We start from the raw sequence: 19,805 nt of genomic DNA, 5'->3' as shown, positions 1-19,805 counted from the left end.
CGACGTAGCGCTGCTTCCTCCCTGACCAGACCGAACGATGAGGCTCTCGCTGATGAACACGGTCGGTCCATAGCGGTGATCGGGTCATGGCCAGCGTCTTTTCCCTCGGAGGATCTGTCTGATCGCGCCCGGCACTGAGGCGTCGGCGCGAGTCGCCCGACGGTCGGGGTTCGTCCACGAGGGAGCGGCACGTCAGGCCGGTTTTCTGCCAGAGGGTCAGGTCATCGATCTCGAGATCTGGTCGCGGATTCAAGCTGAGGTCGGGTGAGGGGTCGCTGCTTGCTCGCTAATGGCCGCGGGCGGACAACGAGCGACTCCTCACCGGGCGGCGCGGGCCGGCGCGGGGCGGGCCGGCGGGGGCCGAGGCTAGGCCGTCGCGAGCACCTTCGCGATGCGCTGCAGCGAGACCGACTCGCTCGGGCGCAGATCTTGCGCGAAGAGCGAGAGGCGGAACTCCTCGAGCATCCACCGGGCGCGGACGAGCGGCGCGGCGGCACCGATCGCCGGCGGGAACGCGCCGCCGGCGTCGACGTAGCGCTGCGTCGCCTGCTGCACCTCGACCATCCAGGCGCGGTCGCGCGCCGGATTCTCGAGGAGCTTGACGATGCGGCGCTGGATGCCGACGAGGTACACGGGAACGCGCTGCATCTGCGCCAGGCCGGTGCGCGACACGAAGCCCGGGTAGATCAGGCGCTCGCGCTGCTCGCGCGCGTCGGTCAGGGCGGGAAGCAGCGACATGTTGGTCGCCTGCTTCAGCGCCTTGTCTGCGTCACGCGCCGCCGTCAGCGTGCGGGCGACGAGCGACACCGTCTGGAACATGCTGTCCATGACGGCGGCCGAGACGCGGTCGCGGACCGTCTCGAACTCCTTCTTCGTCAGCACCATGCCGTCGGGCTTCACGCGGAACAGAACGTCGTCGACGACCGCCGTCAGGCAGTCCGCGAAGAGCGCCGCCGTGTTCTGGTACGGACTGGTCGCGAGGATCAGCTTCTCGGGGCTGGTCAGGTGCTGCTGCACGTACGCGACCGGCGACGGCGTGCCGAGCATCAGGAGTCGCCGCACGCCCTTCGGGGTCGCGAGGGCCTGGTCGGCCGCCGTCGCCATGAGCTGGATGGACACGCTGGTGCCGTCGTCGACGAGGGCGGGATAGGCGCGAATCGTCGTCTCGCCGTGCCGGGTGTCGACGGATGCGGGGAGATCGTCGAAGTCCCACTTCGCGATGCCGTCGCGCTGGATCGTCGTCTGGGCGCGCGGCGTCTCGGTGGCGCGTGCAACGCTGCGGCGGGTGTCGGCGGCGAGCGACGTCTGCAGGGCGCCGAGGTCTTTGTCGATGCCGACCACGCGCCCCCGCTCGTCGACCACGGCGAAGGTCATGCGGAGGTGCGCTGGGAGGCGAGAGACATCGAAGTCGTCGCCCGTGATCGGCGCGTACGTGAGGCGCTTGATCACCGACGCGACGGTGGTCGTGAACGGATCGGGGAGTTCCTGCGCGGGGGTCGCGGGGAGCTCGGCGGTGATCTTCGCCGCCCAGTCGGCGGCCGGCACGACGTTCTTGCGGATCTGCTTCGGCAGCGACTTGATGAGCGCCGTCACGAGCTCGTCGCGGAAGGCGGGCACCTGCCAGTCGAACCCGGCGGGCGAGAGGGTCGCGAGCAGGGGCAGCGGCACGAGCACGGTCACCCCGTCGTCGTGCGAGCCCGGCTCGAAGCGGTAGCGGAGGGTGAGCTGCTGGTCGCCCTGCTGCCAGATCGACGGGTAGGCGGTCTCGTCGACCTCGGCCTCCTCGTCGCCGAGGAGGTCCTCGGCCTTCATCGTCAGGAGATCGGGCGTCTCGGCGCGGGCCTTGCGCCACCAGCCCTCGAAGCCGCGCGTCGTCGACACGTCGGCCGGCACCCGGCGGTGGTAGAACTCGAACGCCGCGTCGCCGTCGACGAGCACGTCGCGACGGCGCGTGCGCTCCTCGAGCTCGGTCAGCTCGTCGATGAGGGCGTCGTTCGCGTCTTGGAAGCGCTGATGCGACTCCCAGTCGCCCTCGACCAGGGCGTGCCGGATGAAGAGCTCGCGAGCGTAGACCGGGTCGATCCTGTTGAACTGGACCCGCTGCCTCGGGATGATCGGCACGCCGTAGAGCGTGACGCGCTCGAACGCGACGACGGCGCCCTGCTTCTTCTCCCAGTGCGGCTCGGAGTGGCTGCGCTTGACGAGATCGCCGGCGATCGGGGCCGCCCACGCCGGATCGATCGAGCCGTTGACGCGAGCGAAGAGGCGGCTGGTCTCGACGAGCTCGGCGCTCATGATCGCATTCGGCTGCTTCTTCGCCAGCGCCGACCCCGGGAAGATCACGAAGCGCGACTGGCGAGCGCCCACATAGTCTTTCTTCTGCAGGTCCTTCAGGCCGATCTGGCTGAGCAGGCCCGCGAGCAGCGACTTGTGCACGCCGTCGGGGTTGGCGCTCGGCTCGCCGACGTGAAGGCCCAACGTCTTCGATGCCCGGACCAGCTGCCGGTAGACGTCCTGCCACTCGCGGATCCGCAGGTAGTTGAGGTACTCGGCCTTGCACAGGCGGCGGAAGGCGCTCGAGCCGAGCTCCTTCTGCTTCTCCTCGAGGTAGTTCCAGAGGTTCAGGAAGGTTAGGAAGTCGCCGCTCGGGTCGGCGAACCGCGCGTGCTGCTGATCGGCCTGCGCGCGGCGCTCGAGGGGGCGCTCTCGCGGGTCCTGGATGCTGAGCGCGGCGACGATGGCCATGACCTCGCGGGTCGTCGCGTGCTGCTTCGACTCGAGCACCATGCGGGCGAGCCGCGGGTCGATCGGCAGCCGCGTGATCTGGCGGCCGATGCGGGTGATGTCGCCCTTTTCGTTCACCGCGCTCAGCTCGCGGAGCAGGTCGAGGCCGTCTTTGATGCCGCGCGAGTCGGGCGGCTGCAAGAACGGGAAGCCGGCGATGTCGCCCAGTCCGAGCGAGATCATCTGGAGGATCACGGCCGCCAGATTCGTGCGCAGGATCTCGGGCTCGGTGAATTCAGGACGCTTGGCGAAGTCGTCCTCGCTGTAGAGGCGGATCGCGATGCCGTCGCTGGTGCGGCCGGAGCGGCCCGAGCGCTGGTTGGCGCTCGCCTGCGAGATGGCCTCGATCGGCAAGCGCTGCACCTTGGCCCGCGTCGAGTAGCGGCTGATGCGCGCCGTGCCGGCGTCGATGACGTAGCGGATGCCGGGGACCGTGAGGCTGGTCTCGGCGACGTTGGTGGCCAGGACGATCCTTCTGCGGGTGCCCGGCGTGCGGCTCGTCTCGAACACCCGGTGCTGGTCGGCGGCGCTCAGACGGCCGTAGAGGGGAAGCACCTCGGTGTGCGGGAGGTTGCGGCCGCGGATCGACTCCTCGGCGTCGCGGATCTCGTTCTCGCCCGATAAGAAGACGAGCACGTCGCCGGACGACTCGCGCGCCAGCTCGTCGAGGGCGTCGTTGATGCCCTGGAGCACGTCTCGATCGCCGCCAGGCGGTCGAGGCGTCATGGGCACAGCGTCACGGTCGTCGAGAAGGCCGTCGGCGACGAAGTCGTCGTCCTCGCCTTGGTCGCTCGCACCCGCGTCGTCGGCTACCAGCGGGCGGTAGCGGACCTCGACCGGGAACGTGCGGCCCGAGACCTCGATGATCGGGGCGCCGTCGAAGTGCTTCGAGAACGACTCGGGGTCGATCGTCGCGCTCGTGATGATGAGCTTGAGCTCCGGGCGCCGCGGCAGGAGCTGCTTCAGGTAGCCGATCAGGAAGTCGATGGTGAGGCTGCGCTCGTGCGCCTCGTCGATGATGATCGTGTCGTACTTCGTCAGGTCGCGGTCGAAGTGGATCTCGTTGAGCAGGATGCCGTCGGTCATCAGCTTGACGCGCGTGTCGTCGCTCACGTGGTCGGTGAATCGCACCTGGTAGCCGACGAGGCCGCCCATCTCGACGCCGAGCTCGTCGGCGATCCGCTCGGCGACCGTGCGGGCGGCGATGCGGCGGGGCTGGGTGTGGCCGATCATCTCGCGCCCGAGCTCGAGGCAGATCTTCGGAAGCTGCGTCGTCTTGCCCGAGCCGGTCGCGCCCGCCACGATGACGACCTGGTTGTCGCGGATGGCCGCGGCGATGTCGTCGCGGCGCTGCGAGACGGGCAGCTCCGGGGGGAAGGTGATGGCGGGGATCATGAGCCTCTCATTCTACGTCGGCTACTGGCGTCCCGGAGGCGACGGGGTCTTCCGGGAATGTGAAATGCATGGCATTCTCGATGGATGAGCACCAAGCTGCGCGACACCGACGTCGACCACATCACCGCGGGTCTCGGGGGAGGCGCGATCGCCCTGTCGGCCCTCCTCCAGCTGACTCCGACGCTCGGTCCGCCGGCGGTCGTGCTGCACCTGCTCGCCGCCCTCCTGCTGGCCGGCGGCCTCGTGGCCCTCGCTCTCGGCATCCCTGCCGTCGACGGCCACGCGCGTCGGCCCGGCGTGCTGGGATCGTCGATCGCCGTGCGGTACCTCGTCGTGGTCTCTGCCGGCTTCGCCCTGCTGCTGTATCTGGTCTCGGCACTGCCGTACTCGTGGGGCATCGTGTTTCCGGGGCCGGGCTACACGACGTACCTGCCGCTGGTGCTGCTGGTAGTCGCGGCGGTGCTCCTGGTGCGGGACACCCGTTCGACGCGGTATCCGGTCGTCGGCATCGGCGTCCTGGCTGCGCTCGGGCTCCTGCACGTCGTCCTCGACGTCGTGATCGTGGCCTTCGCCGGCGTGCTGTCCGCGCTCGCGGTCGACGGACTGCAGGTCGTCGCGACGCCGCTGTACCTCTTCAGCCGCGTGAGCACCCTCGCCACGGTCGCCGTCGGCGTCTGGTTCGCGTGGCCGTGGCTGGCGCCTCACGTCGATGCGGCCACCGCCGCGGCCCGCCGGGCGCGCCAGAGCCACGTCGACTCCACCCCCTGAGGTCCCGGTCCGAGCGAATCACGCGGTGCTGACCGACAGAGCGGTCGGCGGTGCGGGCGGGCAAGCGGGTGGGCGGCGGGCGAGGCTGAAGTACACCTGTGGTCTGCGGCGGGGCTCGGACGTATGATTCCCTCACCGCTCGAACCCGAGTCGTCAACGAAGACGAAGAGGACCACCGATGAGTACTCAGCACCATGATCAGGCCGCCGCTCCGATCACCCGCGCCAGCGCATCCGTCGCCGCCATCCTGAAGGAGTCCGCCGACCGGTATGCCGACGCGGTAGCCGTCACAGTCGGTCAGCAGAAGACGACGTACGCCGAGCTGTGGGCCCAGACGAGGGCCTATGCCGGAGCGCTCCGGGCCAAGGGAGTCGGGGAAGGCGACAAGGTGGCCATGCTGGTGCCCAACGTCGCCGACTTCCCGCGGGTCTACTACGCGGTCCTGTCGCTCGGAGCGGTCGCCGTTCCCATCCACGCGCTCCTGAAGCAGCACGAGATCGAGTACGTCCTGCGCGACAGCGGCTCGACGATGCTCGTGTGCGCGGCGCCGCTGCTCGGCGAGGGCGGGCCGGGCGCCGGTCTGGCCGGAGTGGACGTCGTGACGGTCCTGGCGCCCGCCGACCTGCAGACCGGGTTCGACCGGCTGGAGGCGCTCGCGGAGGCGGCCGAGCCGATCGACACCTACGTGCCGCGCGACCCGTTCGACACCGCGACGATCCTCTACACGAGCGGCACGACGGGCAAGCCGAAGGGCGCCGAGGGGTCGCACTTCGCTCTTCTGGAGCAGACGAGCACGCTGCTGCTGAGCACGTTCAAGATCACGACGGGCGACCGCCTGCTGGGGGCGCTCCCGCTGTTCCACACGTTCGGGCAGACGTGCACGATGAACGTGGCATTCCGCGCGGGAGCGACGGTCGTGATGGTCCCGAAGTTCGACGGCGACACGGCGCTGAAGGTCATGGTCGACGAGGGCTGCGACATCTTCATGGGCGTCCCGACGATGTACATGGCGCTGCTCGACGCCGCGACGCGCACCGAGGCTCGGCCGAAGCTGAAATACGCGATCTCCGGCGGCGCAGCGTTGCCGGTGGCGATCATCGACCGGTTCCGCGACGTCTACGGTGCCGACATCCTCGAGGGCTACGGCCTGACCGAGACGTCGCCGGTGGCGACCTTCAACCACGTCGGGGTGCCGCCCCGGCCGGGAACGATCGGCACGGCGATCTGGGGCGTCGACGTCGAGATCGCCGACTCGGCGGTCGAGGACTTCATCGTTCTCATGCCGAACGGCTCGATCGGCGAGATCGTCATCCGCGGCCACAACATCATGAACGGATACCTGAACCGCCCGGAGGACACCGCGAAGGCGATCGTCGACGGCTGGTTCCGCACGGGCGACCTGGGCACGAAGGACGACGACGGCTACCTCACGATCGTCGACCGCACCAAGGACATGATCATCCGCAACGGCTACAACGTGTACCCGCGTCAGGTGGAGGAGGTGCTGGCGGCGCACCCCGACGTCACCATGGCGGCGGTGTTCGGCGTGCCGCACGAGACCCACGGCCAGGAGATCGAGGCCGCTGTCGTGCTGCGGCCGGGAAGCACCGCGACGCCCGAGGAGCTCGTCGCCTTCGTCTCGGACGAGATTGCGGCCTACAAGTACCCGCGCATCGTCCACGTCCTCGACGCCCTGCCGCTCGGCCCGAGCGGCAAGGTCCTCAAGCGCGAGCTGGTCACGCGGTTCGCCCCGCAGCACGCATGACGGAAGCCGTCGAGGTCCGGGTCCACGCGAGCGGCGACGGCCTGCCCCGGGAGGAGGAGCTCGCCTGGCACCTCGCCCGGGTGGCGGCCGACCCGGTGCCGGTCGACGACGACGTCACCGAGATGGTGATCAACCGGATCATCGACAACGCCGCCGTCGCGACCGCATCCCTGCGGCGCGCCCCGGTCGCCGCCGCGCGCTCGCAGGCCGAGGCGCATCCGATCGACGGACGCCGTGACGACCGGCACCGCGGCTCGACCGTGTTCGGCACGGCGCAGCACCTCCGGTTCACCCCGGAGTGGGCGGCGTGGGCCAACGGAGTCGCCGTGCGCGAGCTCGACTTCCACGACACGTTCCTGGCGGCGGAGTACTCGCACCCGGGCGACAACATCCCGCCGATCCTCGCGGTGGCCCAGCACGCCGGCCGCTCGGGCGCCGAGCTGATCCGCGGCATCGCCACGGGCTACGAGATCCAGGTCGACCTGGCGCGGGCGATCAGCCTGCATCGGCACACGATCGACCACGTCGCCCACCTGGGTCCGAGCGCCGCGGCGGGCATCGGCACGCTGCTCTCGCTCGATCCCGAGGTGATCTACCAGTCGATCGGGCAGGCGCTCCACACGACCACCGCCACCCGGCAGTCGCGCAAGGGCCTGATCTCGACGTGGAAGGCGTACGCGCCCGCGTTCGCCGGCAAGCAGGCCGTCGAGGCGATCGACCGGGCGATGCGCGGCCAGACCAGCCCGTCGCCGATCTACGAGGGTGAAGACGGAGTCATCGCCACGCTGCTCGACGGCCCGGAGGCGTCGTACTCCGTTCCGCTGCCGCTGCCCGGCGAGCCGAAGCGGGCGATCCTCGACACGTTCACGAAGGAGCACTCGGCCGAGTACCAGGCGCAGGCCTGGATCGACCTCGCCCGGCGGCTCGGCCGCGAGCGCCCCGAGCTCCGCGATCCGGACGCCGTCGAGAGCATCGTCCTGCACACGAGCCACCACACGCACCGGGTGATCGGCTCGGGAGCGAACGACCCGCAGAAGTACGACCCGACCGCCAGCCGCGAGACGCTCGACCACTCGATCCCGTACATCGTGGCCGTCGCGCTCCAAGACGGCGAGTGGCACCACGAGCGCAGCTACCTCCCGGAGCGCGCCGGCCGCCCTGACACGGTGAGGCTCTGGCGCTCCATCTCGACCGTCGAGGATCCCGAGTGGACCCGCCGCTACCACTCCCTCGATCCGGCCGAGCAGGCGTTCGGCGGGCGAATCGAGATCCGGCTCAGGAACTCCGAGACCGTCGTCGACGAGATCGCCGTCGCGGACGCCCACCCGCTCGGTGCCCGCCCCTTCGGGAGGGCGGACTACGTCGCGAAGTTCCGGTCGCTGGCCGACGGGGTGCTCGAGCCGGCGACGGTCGACGCGTTCCTCGACCTGGCCCAGCGGCTCCCCGAGCTGAGCGCCGACGACTTGTCCGGGCTCAGCGTCACGCCCCCGCCCGCGCACCTGGCGCAGGTCGCCCCGACCGAAGGGCTGCTCTAGTGCTGTACTCCACCGTCGCCGCTGCCGACAAACGGCTCGGCCTCAGGCGCGCTCTCGACGGTCCGGGCCTCCTCCGGCTGCCGGGTGCCTTCAATCCGCTCAGCGCCCGCCTGATTCAGCGTCACGGGTTCGACGGGGTCTACGTCTCGGGAGCCGTGATCAGCGCCGACCTGGGCCTGCCCGACATCGGCCTCACCACCCTGACCGAGGTCGCGACCCGGGCCGGGCAGATCGCCCGCATGACCGACCTGCCCGCGCTGGTCGATGCCGACACCGGCTTCGGCGAGCCGATGAACGTCGCCCGGTCGGTGCAGACGCTCGAGGACGCCGGGGTCGCCGGCCTCCATATCGAGGACCAGGTCAATCCGAAGCGCTGCGGACACCTCGACGGCAAGAGCGTCGTCGATACCGAGACCGCGGTGAAGCGGATCCGGGCGGCAGTCGATGCGCGGCGCGACCCGAACCTCCTCATCATGGCCCGGACCGACGTCCGGTCGGTCGACGGGATGGCGGCGGCGGTCTACCGTGCGAAGGCGCTGGTCGACGCGGGCGCCGACGCGGTCTTCCCGGAGGCGCTGGACGGCCTCGCCGAGTTCGAGGCGATGGCCGACGCGCTCGACGTGCCGATCCTCGCCAACATGACCGAGTTCGGCAAGGGCCGCCTGCACACTGCCGACGAGCTCGAGGGCGCCGGCGTCAAGATCGTCATCTACCCGGTGACCCTGCTGCGCCTCGCCATGGGCGAGGCCGACCGCGGACTCGCCGAGATCGCGGCGGCGGGCACGCAGGAGTCGCTCCTGCACCGCATGCAGCACCGCGCCGACCTCTACGACCTGCTCGACTACGAGGGCTACTCGCAGTTCGACGATCAGGTCTTCACGTTCACCGTCACGAAGGAGTGATCATGTCCGACACCGAGATCCACAAGGGACTCAACGGAGTCGTCGTCGACGAGACCACCGTCTCGAAGGTCGACGCCGCCTCGAACTCCCTGCTGTACCGCGGCTACCCCGTCCAGCAGCTCGCGGGGCACGTCCCGTTCGAGGACGTCGTGCAGCTGCTCTGGCGCGGAGAGCTTCCCTCTGACGGCGAGAGGGCCGAGTTCCTGCGCTCGGAGCGAGGCGCCAGGGCGCTCGACCCGCACGTGCGCGCGGCGGTCGACTCGCTGCCCCGGTCGGCGCACCCGATGGACGTGCTGCGCACCGCCATCAGCGCGATCGGCGCCCACGACTCGGAGCCGGCGTCGCCCACTCCCGACCAGACGTACGAGCGGGCGCTGCGGGTTCTGGCGCAGACTCCGGCGGTCATCGCGTACGACCAGCGCCGGCGTCGGGGCCAGGAGCCGCTCGAGTCGCGCGACGACCTCGGCTACTCGGCGAACTTCCTCTGGCTGGTGTTCGGCGAGGAGCCCGACCCGGCCGACGTGCATGCGTTCGACGTGTCGATGACGCTCTACGCGGAGCACTCGTTCAACGCGTCGACCTTTACGGCGCGGGTGATCGCGTCCACCCTGTCCGACCTGCACAGCGCTCTCGTCGGGGCCGTAGGAGCCCTGCGAGGGCCGTTGCACGGCGGCGCGAACGAGATGGCGCTGGCGCTGCTCGACGAGATCCACGATGCCGACCGGGTCGACGCCTGGCTCGGCGAGGCCCTCGCGCAGAAGCGAACGCTGATGGGGTTCGGGCACCGCGTCTACAAGAACGGCGACAGCCGCGTTCCGACGATGGAGGAGGCGCTCGGGCGCCTGCTCGAGGCGCGGCCGGGGTCGGAGAGCGACCGGCTCGGCGAGCTGTACGAGGCGCTGCAGCGCGGCGTGCTCGAGCGGAAGAACCTCAAGCCGAACGTCGACTACCCGTCGGGGCTCGCGTACCACCTGCTCGGCTTCGACACCCCGGTGTTCACGCCGCTGTTCGTGGCGGCGCGCATCGCCGGCTGGACGGCCCACGTCGTCGAGCAGCGGTCGGCCAACGCGCTGATCCGGCCGCTGAGCGAGTACGTCGGCGAGCCGTACCGCGAGGTGGAGGTAACGACAGTCGACGCCTGAGCGGGCCGACGCGCGTAGCGTGAGCGCGTGCCGAACCGCCTCGCGAACGCCATCAGTCCCTACCTCCGCAGCCACGCCGACAACCCCGTCGACTGGCGCGAGTGGGGTGCCGACGCGTTCGACGAGGCAGCGCGGCGCGATGTTCCGGTGCTGGTCTCGATCGGGTACTCGACCTGCCACTGGTGCCACGTCATGGCGCGCGAGACCTTCTCCGACGAGGTCGTCGCGGCGTTCGTGAACGAGCGCTTCGTCGCCGTCAAGGTCGACCGCGAGGAGCACCCCGACGTCGACGCGGCCTACCTCGCGGCGGCCGGCGCTTTCACCGAGAGCCTCGGCTGGCCGCTCACGGTCTTCGTGACGCCGACCGGCCGCGCCTTCTACGCGGGCACCTACTACCCGCCTGTCCCGGTGCAGGGGCACCCGTCGTTCCGGCAGGTGCTCGACGCCGTGCTCGACGCCTGGACCGACCGCCGCGACGAGGTCGACCGGAATGCGGCCGACATCGCCGCCGCGCTCCGAGCCGCTTCAGCGCCCCAGGGTGCAGGAACTCCGCCCACCCCCGCCGACCTCGACCGGGTCGTGGCGCAGCTGGCCGCCGCCCAGGACCCCGTCAGCGGGGGATTCGGGCGTGCTCCGAAGTTCCCCATCGCCCCGGTGCAGCTGCTGCTGCTCGATCTCGCCGCCGGGGGCAGCGCCGAGGCAGGCGCCCTCGTGTCGCGGACCCTCGGGGCGATGGCGGCGTCGCCGCTCCGAGACGCCGTCGAGGGCGGCTTCTTCCGGTACGCGGTGCGGCACGACTGGCACGAGCCCCACTACGAGCGGATGCTCTACGACAACGCGCTGCTGCTCGACGCGTACTCGCGGCTCGGCGACGTGGCAACGGCGGCGGGAGTCGCCGAGTTCCTGCGCGCCGTGCTCCAAAGGGAGGAGGGCGGCTTCGGCTCGGCCCAGGACAGCGAGAGCCCGCTGGGGGAGGGCGGCTACTACGCGCTGTCGGCCGCTGAGCGAGCGAAGGAGGTGGCCCCGAAGGTCGACGAGAAGGTGCTCGCCGGCTGGAACGGTCTCGCGATCGGCGCGCTCGCCGAGGCGGGGGCTCTGCACGGGCGGACGGACTGGGTCGAGCTGGCGAGGCGAGCCGCCGACCGCATGCTGCGGACGCACCGGCAAAACGACGGGACGCTCCGCCGGGTCGCGACCGAGCGGGGTGCGTCTGACGCCGTGGCGACCCTGGAGGACTACGGGATGCTCGCCGACGGGCTGCTGCGGCTCGCGCTGGCGTCGGGCCAGGAGTCGTACGCGGTGGCGGGGCGCGGCCTCGTCGAGGCGTGCCTGGTCGACGACGACCGGGTGTTCGCGGCTCCCGGAGAGGGCGACCCCGTGCTGGCCGCCCAGGGGCTCGGGCTGCGGGCCGATCCGTCGGAGGGCGCCTACCCGTCGGGCCTCAGCGCCGCGGCGTCGGCGGCCCTGACCCTGTCTCAGCTGTCGCACTCGCCGCGGCTGCGCGAGGCTGCCGCTCGAGCGATCGGGTCGATCGCCGCGCAGGCGGTGCAGAATCCGGCCGCGTTCGGTGCGTCGCTCTCGGTCGCGGCAGCTCTCGCAGCGCCTGCCGAGCAGCTCGTCGTCGTGGCGGACGCCCTCGGCGAGGTCGCGGCCGTCGCGCGCGATGCTCGCCGCCCGGGCCGCGTCGTCGGTGTCGTCACTCCCGCGCAGTCCGCCAGGTGGGCCGCCGCCGGGTTCGACCTGTTCGAGAGCCGTGATGCGCGGCCGGGTGCCGACGAGACCGCGTACCTGTGCCGCGACTTCGTGTGCGCCCTCCCCGTCACCACGGCTGCGGCTCTTGCGGCCGACCTCGCTACTTCCAGCTCGGGATCCAGTAGTGCAGTGAGATGAACGACCAGTTCTCCTGGATCGCGGTCCACATCGGGTAGTAGAAGACGCTGAGCACGATCGACAGGATCACCACGATCCCCACGACCCGGATGCCGCTGAGTCGCCGGTCGATGTCGTCGGTCCGCCGGCCGAGGATCACCCCGAGCGCGGCGGCCAGCCCCATGATCAGGTAGGGCTCGAAAGCGATCGTGTAGAACTGGAAGACCGTCCGGTCGAGGTACATCAGCCACGGCAGGAAGCCCGCGCCCGCCCCGATCAGGATCGCCCCGACGTGCCACTCGCGGTAGCGCACCAGGCGGTAGCAGAGGTAGAGGCACGCGGCGACGGCGGCGTACCAGATGAGAGGGTTCGCGATGCCGGTGATCGCCTGGCCGCAGCGGTCCGACGCGCAGCCGTCCTGGCCGGCCGAGAGCCCCAGGTAGTACATGCTCGTCGGGCGCTGCATCAGAAGCCACAGCAGCGGGTTCGCCTGGTACGGGTGCGGCGTCGAGAGCCCGACGTTGAACGCGTAGATGCCGGCCTGGTAGTGCCAGAAGTTCTGCACGACGTCGGGCACCCACGCGAGCGCGCCCTTCCAGCGATCGCCTCCGTCCTCCACCCAGGTGCGGTAGTAGCCGCCCTTCGTGGCGAACCAGCCGGTCCAGCTCGCAATGTACGTGGCGGCGGCGATCGGCACCATCAGCAGGAACGACACCGGACCCTGCCGGAAGATCGTGCCCGTGCCCCAGAACTCGACGCCGATGCGTCGGCGGGCGGCCATGTCGACGGCGATCGTGTAGACGGCGAAGATGGCGAGGAAGAACGCGCCGTTCCACTTCACGCCCGTTGCGGCTCCGAGCATCAGCCCCGCGACGACCAGCCACGGCCGGTTCCAGAGCGCCGGGCCCCACGCGAGATCGCGCCCCTGCGAGTCCCGCTTCGCGACCCACGCGTCGAGCCGCCGCTGGGTTCGATGCCGGTCGAGCAGGATCGCGCCGAACGCCAGCAGCGCGAAGAACATCACGAAGTTGTCGAGCAGCGACACCCGCGACAGCACGATGGCCTGGCCGTCGATCGCCATGAAGAAGCCGGCCAGCACGCCGAGCACCGTCGACTTGAGCAGGTGGGTCGTGATCAGCGTGACGAGCAGCACCGCGATGATGCCGACCACCGCCGTGCTGAGGCGCCAGCCCGCCGGGTTGTCCGGCCCCGTGACCGCCATGCCCAGCGAGATGATCCACTTGCCGAGCGGCGGGTGCGCGATGAACTCCGCCGACCGCAGGAAGACGTCGGTCTGACCGGCCGCGAACTTGGCGTCGACGTCGCCCGGCCACGATGCCTCATAGCCGAGATTATGGAGGGTCCAGGCGTCCTTGACGTAGTAGGTCTCGTCGAACACCAGCGAGTCGGGGTGGCCGAGATGCCACAGGCGCAGGAACGCGGCGACCAGCGTGACGAGGAACGGCCCGCCCCACCGCCAGGCCCGCTGCCGCGCGGGCGTCGCGAGCACGCGACCCCACCACGCATCCAGGGGCGCGAGCCGGGCCACCCGCACCGGAGAGTGCTGCGGCGCGCGCGCAGGCGCCTCGACCGGAGCCGTCGCGTGACCGACGAGCTCGTCGAAGTCGTTCACGGGCCGATCGGTCATCCGGGCAGTCTAAATGGCCGAGCCATGGAGAATGGGCAGGTGATCGTTCTCGCGGCAACACCCATCGGCAACCTCGGCGACGCCTCCACGCGCCTCGTGCAGGCGCTCGAGAACGCCGAGGTGATCGCCGCCGAAGACACCCGCACCGCGATCCACCTCATGCGCGCCCTCGGCGTCGAGAACCGGCCCCGCCTCATCGCCCTGCACGAGCACAACGAGCGCGAGAAGGCGCATGAGGTCGTCGAGCTCGCGCGCGCCGGCGACGTGCTGGTACTCACCGACGCCGGCATGCCCGCGATCAGCGACCCCGGGTTCCCGCTCGTCGAGGCGGCGTCGGCGGCCGGGGTCACCGTGACGGCGATCCCGGGGCCGAGCGCGGTGCTGACGGCGCTCGCCGTGTCGGGACTGCCGACGGACCGGTTCACCTTCGAGGGCTTTCTGCCGCGCAAGGGGGGTGACCGGAGGAAGTTCCTGCGATCGATCTCCACGGAGCGCCGCACGATGGTCTTCTTCGAGTCGCCGCACCGGCTCGCCGACTCGCTGGTCGACCTGGCCGCGGAGTTCGGGGCCGAGCGCCGCGTCGTGGTCTGCCGCGAGCTCACGAAGCTGCACGAGGAGGTCAAGCGCGGCACGGCCGCCGAGCTCGCCGCCTGGGCCGCCGACGGGGTGCGCGGCGAGATCTGCGTCGTCGCGGAGGGTGCCGAAGAGACCGAGGTCGACCTGGCCGCCGGCGTCGCGCTCGTGCTCGCCGCCGTCGCGTCGGGCGATCGGCTCAAGGACACCGCCGCCGACGTGGCCAGCGCCACCGGGCTGTCGAAGCGCGACCTGTACGAGGGCGCGCTCGCCGCGCGCTGACCGGGCGGGCCGCGCCCCGCGCTGGCCTCGTGCTCGGTTCGGCGGGAGTTCGTCGGAGCCGGCGGGTCTCCGGGGAGGCGCCCACTGCGACCAGACCCCGCCGAAGCGAACGAGCCGGTTCACGCTAGGCAAGCGGGACACCCGCCCCGTCTTCGCGGCGCTTCTCCTTCCACGCGGCGTCGGCATCGCCTGATCCGTCGGCGCGCGCGTACTTGAGGAAGCCGTCGAACTCGCCGATGAGGTCGACCTCCTCCCAGTAGAAGTCGACGAATGCGTTGGTGCCGTCGGGCAATTGGAATTCGCGCTGCAGATCGGGCGCCGCAAGACCTGCCTCGAGGATCACGGCCCGGCTCAGGGACTCGCCGGCGTTCGCCGCTCGGCCGTCCGCCCATTCGATCGCGCGACGCACACGGGCGTGGGCCCGGATCGGCGGGCCGTCTTCGAGGAGGGCGATCAGGTCGGCTGCGGTCACCCACTCCCGGCGGATCGCCTCGTCGAGCATCGGCAGCGATCGACCGAGACGGGATGTCGCAGCGACGTCCACGAGCGTCTGCGCGACAGACGTGACGACGAGGCCGTCAGCGTCTGCCAGATCGGGCGCGACCGCCCGCCGGTGAGCGAGCAGCCCCGGCTCGGAGCGGCCTCCCGACGCACCGACCATCAGCACGTCGACGCGCGAAGGCAGCGGGCCCACGAGCGGAAGCCCGAGCAGGACCGCGGCCGTCACGTGGCTGAATATGAGGGGCTTCCGGCGGTTGAGAGCGGTCGCCCGGGCGAGCGCAGCGAATCGGTCACGGGCTGGTCGCGCGGCCCAGGCGGCGCCATCGGCGTAGACGCCGCGGCGGACGCGGTGAAGGTGAGCGCGGTCGACGGCTCGCGACTGCTGCCAGCGGGCGACGCCGGCGCCCGCGAGGTTCGCGCTCGTGCGAAGGGGGATGGGCTCCATGCCCGCAATCGTGGTCGGCGTACCGCGCGCGAATCCTGCGCCTCGAGCATCTGTGGAGAGTGCGCACCCTGTGGACAGCCGGATGGGCGGGAGCTCGTCGGGTAGGGCGGGTCTCCGGCGCCCCGCCCGAGCCGACCAGCACCCGCCGACACCACGGGCGGGCGCCACAGGGGGAGCGGGCGCTTTAGGATGGACGACATGCCCGCCGGCGAGTCCTTCTACATCACCACTCCCATCTTCTACGTCAACGATGTCCCGCACATCGGTCACGCCTACACGGAGGTGGCCTCCGACGTGCTCGCACGCTGGCACCGCCAGCGCGGCGACGACACCTGGCTGCTCACGGGCACCGACGAGCACGGGCAGAAGATCCTGCGCACGGCCACCAGCCACGACGTCACTCCCAAGGAGTGGGCCGACAAGCTCGTCGAGGAGTCGTGGATCCCGCTGCTCGAGACCGTCAACATCCGCAACGACGACTTCATCCGCACCACCGACGCGCGCCATGAGACCGGCGTGCAGCTCTTCCTGCAGAAGCTCTACGACGACGGCCTGATCTACCAGGGCGAGTTCGAGGGCTTCTACTGCGTGGGCTGCGAAGAGTACAAGCAGGCGTCCGACCTCGTCGACGGCACCGGTCCGTTCGAGGGGCAGCAGGTCTGCGCGATCCACTCGAAGCCCGTCGAGCTTCTCAAGGAGAGCAACTACTTCTTCCGCATGAGCGACTTCGAGCAGCCGCTCCTCGACCTGTACGAGTCGCAGCCCGACTTCATCCAGCCCGAGAGCGTGCGCAACGAGATCGTCCAGTTCGTCAAGCAGGGCCTCCGCGACCTCTCGATCTCGCGCGCCTCGTTCGACTGGGGCATCAAGGTCCCGTGGGACGACAAGCACGTCGTCTACGTCTGGTTCGACGCCCTCCTCAACTACGTCACCGCCGTGGGCTACGGCGTCGACGACGAGAACTTCGACCGGCGCTGGCCCGCGACCCACATCGTCGGCAAAGACATCGCGCGCTTCCACGCCGTCATCTGGCCCGCCATGCTCATGGCGGCCGGACTACCCGTGCCGAAGCACGTCTTCGGCCACGGCTGGCTGCTCGTCGGCGGCGAGAAGATGTCGAAGTCGAAGCTGACCGGCATCGCACCGCAGCAGATCACCGAGACGTTCGGCGTCGACGCGTTCCGCTACTACTTCATGCGCGCCATCACCTTCGGCCAGGACGGCAACTTCTCGTGGGAAGACATCTCGGCCCGCTACCAGGCCGAGCTCGCCAACGGCTTCGGCAACCTGGCATCGCGCATCATCGCGATGATCACGCGCTACTTCGACGGCACCGTGCCGGTGATCGGCGACCTCACCGAGGCCGACCTCGCCATCCGCGAGACCGAGCTCCGCGTCACGGCCGACGCCGACGCCGCGATCGACCGCTTCGCCATCAACGAGGCCGTCAGCACGGTCTGGGAGCTCGTCGACGCGCTCAACGGCTACATCACCGAGCAGGAGCCCTGGGTCCTCGCCAAAAACGAAGCGACCCGCGACCGTCTGGCGACCGTGCTCGGCACGGCCCTCCGAGGTCTCGGCACGCTGACGGTGCTGCTCAGCCCGTTCATCCCGGACGCCGCCCACAAGCTCTGGGAGTCCATCGGCCAGGGCGAGCTGACGAGCCAGAACATCGACCGCGCGGCCGAGTGGTCGGCGGCGCCCGCCGTCGTGCCGCTGCCGTCGACGCTGTTCCCGCGCATCGAGCAGCCTGAGGTCGCGACCGCGTGAGCGACGACGGCACCTTCATCCGGAGGCGGACGGACGAATCGGGTGGCCAGAAGCGCGATCTGACCTATCCGCCGCTGCCCCAGGCTCTGACCGTGCCGGTGTACGACAACCACACGCACCTCGAGATCGAAGACGGAGAGGGGCTCGACCACCGCGAGCACCTCGACCGGGCTTCGAGCGTCGGCATCCGCGGCGTGGTGCAGGTCGGCAACGACGTCGCCACCTCCGTCTGGTCGGCCGAGATCGCCGCACGGGAGCCGCGTGTGCTCGCCGCCGTGGCTCTGCACCCCAACGAGGCGCCGCGTCTGGCATCTCGCGGCGAGCTGCACGATGCCCTGGCCGTCATCGACGAGCTCGCGGGTCGGCCGCGGGTGCGGGCTGTCGGCGAGACCGGGCTCGACTGGTTCCGCCTCGGCGAGAGTGGGATTCCCGTCGAGCAGGGCCGGGCGGCCCAGATCGAGTCGTTCGAGGCGCACATCGAGATCGCGAAGAAGCACGGCCTCGCGCTGCAGATCCACGACCGCGACGCGCACGACGACGTCGTCGCGACGCTCAAGCGCGTCGGCGCCCCTGAGCGCACCGTGTTCCACTGCTTCTCGGGCGGGCCCGAGCTCGCCGCGGTGTGCACCGAGAACGGCTGGTACATGTCGTTCGCCGGGACCGTGACGTTCAAGAACGCGCAGCCGCTGCGCGACGCACTGGTGGCCGCGCCCCGCAACCTGATCATGGTCGAGACCGATGCGCCGTTCCTGACCCCGTCGCCCTTCAGAGGCCGACCCAACTCGCCGTACCTGATACCGCACACGCTCCGCTCGATGGCCGAGACGCTCGGCACCGACGTCGGGCTGCTCGCCGCCCAGATCACCTCCACCACCGAGCTGGTGTACGGCACGTGGGAGTCCGAGCCCATCACGATCGAGGCCTGACGTGGCGTCCACCCTCCTCGGGCCGGCGGAGATCCGCGACCTCGCCGACCTGCTCGGCATCCAGCCGACCAAGAAGCTCGGCCAGAACTTCGTGCACGACGGCAATACCGTGCGCCGAATCGTCCAGGCGGCCACGGTGCCGAGCGGCACGGCCGTCGTCGAGATCGGCCCGGGACTCGGGTCGCTGACGCTCGGCCTGCTCGAGGCAGGGGCGGTCGTGACGGCCGTCGAGATCGACAAGCGCCTCGCCGAGCAGCTGCCCGAGACGGTCCGGCTGCTCCAGCCCGGCGCCGACCTGACGGTGGTCGTCGCCGACGCCATGAAGGTCACGGAGCTCCCGTCGTCGCCCACCCACCTCGTGGCCAACCTGCCCTACAACATCTCGGTGCCCGTGCTGCTGCACTTCCTCGAGTTCTTCCCCTCACTCGAGCGCGGGCTCGTCATGGTCCAGGCCGAGGTCGGCCTGCGGCTCGCAGCCACCCCCGGTTCGAAGGTCTACGGCTCGCCCAGCATCAAGGCCGCCTGGTACGGAGCGTGGTCGACCGCCGGGCAGGTGAGCCGCCAGGTGTTCTGGCCGGTGCCGAACGTCGACAGCATCCTCGTCGCCTACGACCGGCGCGAGCCGAAGGGCACGGAGGCGGAGCGCGCGGTCACGTTCGAGCTCGTCGACGCCGCGTTCCAGCAGCGCCGCAAGATGCTGCGTCAGTCGCTCTCGGTCGTGTTCGGGTCGTCGGCCGAGGCGTCTGACGCGATCGAGCGCGCTGGGCTCCCGGCGACCGGCCGGGGCGAAGAGCTGACCGTCGACGACTTCCTGGCCATCGCCCGAGTGCGGCTGGCCGACGCGGGCGAGTAGCCGTGTCTCCCAAGCGCCGCCGTGAGTCCGGCGCGCCCCGAGCGGATCGTGCGGCCGAGTCGGCGCGGGCCGAGGGCGTCGCCGGCACGACCAGCGACGCCAAGCTGGCGGCGCGGAGCGGGCGCGGCGTCGCCGAGTGGTTCGAGATCCTCGACGCCGAGGCCGCCACCCGCCTCTCGCACGACCAGATCGTGGCGCTGCTCGTCGACGTCTACGAGGCGCCGGAGTGGGGCGCCGAGTCGGTCGCGGTTCGCTATCAGCGCGAGCGCGGCATCCGTCTTCCGGGCGAGCAGGATGACGGGACGTTCGCCGTGTCCGTGAGCCGCAGCGTGCGCGGCGCCCAGGTGGCCCTCCTCGATGAGGCGCTCGTGCGCGTGGCGGCGTTCGCGAAGTCGGAGCCCGTCGAGGTGCACCGCCTGCCGGAGCGCTGCCAGGCCGTCTGGGAGCTCGCCGCGGGGGACCGCCTCGAGCTGCGCGTCGGCGTTCCTCGCGATTCGCGGTGCGCCGTGACGATCGCGCAGAGCGGCATCCGCCTGCCGGAGCGCGTCGCCGACGTGCGGCGGGCGCTCGAGCGGGTCGTCGTCGCCCTGTCCTGATCGGCCGCCCGCCCCGATCGGGGCGGCGTGGCCGTCGAGTCGCCCCGATCG

Annotated in this window: 14 protein-coding genes; 11 read left to right on the top strand and 3 right to left on the bottom strand. The window is 70.7% G+C overall.

Features of this window, described 5'->3' with window-relative positions:
• Nucleotides 1-366 precede the first annotated feature (366 nt).
• Nucleotides 367-4,179 carry an ATP-dependent RNA helicase HrpA gene (gene hrpA / locus EDF46_RS11100; protein WP_123506327.1) on the bottom strand — a complete coding sequence of 1,271 codons (3,813 nt, stop codon included), beginning with the start codon at nucleotides 4,177-4,179 and terminating at the stop codon, nucleotides 367-369.
• 84 nt (nucleotides 4,180-4,263) lie between these two features.
• Between hrpA and EDF46_RS11095 the strand changes: the two genes are divergently transcribed.
• From EDF46_RS11095 to EDF46_RS11070, 6 genes are all read left to right on the top strand, one after another.
• Nucleotides 4,264-4,947, top strand: a complete 684-nt coding sequence (locus EDF46_RS11095) for a hypothetical protein (protein WP_123506326.1) — start codon at nucleotides 4,264-4,266, stop codon at nucleotides 4,945-4,947.
• 178 nt (nucleotides 4,948-5,125) lie between these two features.
• Nucleotides 5,126-6,712 (top strand): long-chain fatty acid--CoA ligase, encoded by a 1,587-nt coding sequence (locus EDF46_RS11090; protein ID WP_123506325.1) that lies wholly within the window; start codon nucleotides 5,126-5,128, stop codon nucleotides 6,710-6,712.
• Complete coding sequence (locus EDF46_RS11085; protein WP_123506324.1) at nucleotides 6,709-8,247, top strand: MmgE/PrpD family protein; 1,539 nt, start codon at nucleotides 6,709-6,711, stop codon at nucleotides 8,245-8,247. Before EDF46_RS11090 ends, EDF46_RS11085 begins: the two co-directional genes overlap by 4 nt.
• A complete protein-coding gene (gene prpB / locus EDF46_RS11080; protein ID WP_123506323.1) occupies nucleotides 8,247-9,149 on the top strand; it encodes a methylisocitrate lyase in 903 nt (300 codons plus the stop codon). Before EDF46_RS11085 ends, prpB begins: the two co-directional genes overlap by 1 nt.
• Nucleotides 9,150-9,151: 2 nt before the next feature.
• Nucleotides 9,152-10,291: a bifunctional 2-methylcitrate synthase/citrate synthase gene (locus EDF46_RS11075; protein ID WP_123506322.1), complete on the top strand. Its 1,140-nt coding sequence runs from the start codon at nucleotides 9,152-9,154 to the stop codon at nucleotides 10,289-10,291.
• A gap of 27 nt (nucleotides 10,292-10,318) precedes the next feature.
• Nucleotides 10,319-12,181 (top strand): thioredoxin domain-containing protein, encoded by a 1,863-nt coding sequence (locus EDF46_RS11070; protein ID WP_123506321.1) that lies wholly within the window; start codon nucleotides 10,319-10,321, stop codon nucleotides 12,179-12,181.
• Here the strand turns inward: EDF46_RS11070 and EDF46_RS11065 are convergent.
• Nucleotides 12,144-13,808 carry a dolichyl-phosphate-mannose--protein mannosyltransferase gene (locus tag EDF46_RS11065; RefSeq protein WP_123506320.1) on the bottom strand — a complete coding sequence of 555 codons (1,665 nt, stop codon included), beginning with the start codon at nucleotides 13,806-13,808 and terminating at the stop codon, nucleotides 12,144-12,146. The genes EDF46_RS11070 and EDF46_RS11065 overlap by 38 nt on opposite strands.
• A 39-nt stretch (nucleotides 13,809-13,847) precedes the next feature.
• Between EDF46_RS11065 and rsmI the strand changes: the two genes are divergently transcribed.
• Nucleotides 13,848-14,663 (top strand): 16S rRNA (cytidine(1402)-2'-O)-methyltransferase, encoded by an 816-nt coding sequence (rsmI, locus tag EDF46_RS11060; protein WP_123506319.1) that lies wholly within the window; start codon nucleotides 13,848-13,850, stop codon nucleotides 14,661-14,663.
• Between the two features lie 124 nt (nucleotides 14,664-14,787).
• On the opposite strand, the gene EDF46_RS11055 is transcribed toward rsmI, so the two are convergent.
• Complete coding sequence (locus EDF46_RS11055) at nucleotides 14,788-15,609, bottom strand: hypothetical protein (protein ID WP_123506318.1); 822 nt, start codon at nucleotides 15,607-15,609, stop codon at nucleotides 14,788-14,790.
• A gap of 198 nt (nucleotides 15,610-15,807) precedes the next feature.
• Here EDF46_RS11055 and metG point away from each other — a divergent pair, with 198 nt between their 5' ends.
• Genes metG through EDF46_RS11035 form a run of 4 tightly spaced genes read left to right on the top strand, consistent with a single transcriptional unit; the run spans nucleotide 15,808 to nucleotide 19,754 of the window.
• Nucleotides 15,808-17,379 (top strand): methionine--tRNA ligase, encoded by a 1,572-nt coding sequence (metG, locus tag EDF46_RS11050; RefSeq protein WP_123506317.1) that lies wholly within the window; start codon nucleotides 15,808-15,810, stop codon nucleotides 17,377-17,379.
• Nucleotides 17,376-18,305, top strand: a complete 930-nt coding sequence (locus tag EDF46_RS11045) for a TatD family hydrolase (protein ID WP_123506316.1) — start codon at nucleotides 17,376-17,378, stop codon at nucleotides 18,303-18,305. The genes metG and EDF46_RS11045 overlap by 4 nt, the downstream gene beginning before the upstream one ends.
• Nucleotide 18,306: 1 nt before the next feature.
• Nucleotides 18,307-19,158 carry a 16S rRNA (adenine(1518)-N(6)/adenine(1519)-N(6))-dimethyltransferase RsmA gene (gene rsmA, locus EDF46_RS11040; protein WP_123506315.1) on the top strand — a complete coding sequence of 284 codons (852 nt, stop codon included), beginning with the start codon at nucleotides 18,307-18,309 and terminating at the stop codon, nucleotides 19,156-19,158.
• 2 nt (nucleotides 19,159-19,160) lie between these two features.
• Complete coding sequence (locus tag EDF46_RS11035) at nucleotides 19,161-19,754, top strand: hypothetical protein (RefSeq protein WP_123506314.1); 594 nt, start codon at nucleotides 19,161-19,163, stop codon at nucleotides 19,752-19,754.
• Nucleotides 19,755-19,805: the final 51 nt, after the last annotated feature.

The organism is Frondihabitans sp. PhB188, assembly GCF_003752365.1.
Classification (GTDB): Bacteria; Actinomycetota; Actinomycetes; order Actinomycetales; family Microbacteriaceae; genus Frondihabitans.
The sequence above is the reverse complement of the archived record's forward strand: the minus strand, read 5'-3'. Positions and strand labels throughout refer to the sequence as shown.

Coding starts and splice junctions, on each gene's coding strand:
- EDF46_RS11085 (WP_123506324.1), top strand. CDS start 6,709: ATGACGGAAGCCGTCGAGGTCCGGGTCCACGCGAGCGGCGACGGCCTG.
- EDF46_RS11065 (WP_123506320.1), bottom strand. CDS start 13,808: ATGACCGATCGGCCCGTGAACGACTTCGACGAGCTCGTCGGTCACGCG.
- EDF46_RS11055 (WP_123506318.1), bottom strand. CDS start 15,609: ATGGAGCCCATCCCCCTTCGCACGAGCGCGAACCTCGCGGGCGCCGGC.
- hrpA (WP_123506327.1), bottom strand. CDS start 4,179: ATGATCCCCGCCATCACCTTCCCCCCGGAGCTGCCCGTCTCGCAGCGC.
- metG (WP_123506317.1), top strand. CDS start 15,808: ATGCCCGCCGGCGAGTCCTTCTACATCACCACTCCCATCTTCTACGTC.
- EDF46_RS11090 (WP_123506325.1), top strand. CDS start 5,126: ATGAGTACTCAGCACCATGATCAGGCCGCCGCTCCGATCACCCGCGCC.
- EDF46_RS11095 (WP_123506326.1), top strand. CDS start 4,264: ATGAGCACCAAGCTGCGCGACACCGACGTCGACCACATCACCGCGGGT.
- EDF46_RS11075 (WP_123506322.1), top strand. CDS start 9,152: ATGTCCGACACCGAGATCCACAAGGGACTCAACGGAGTCGTCGTCGAC.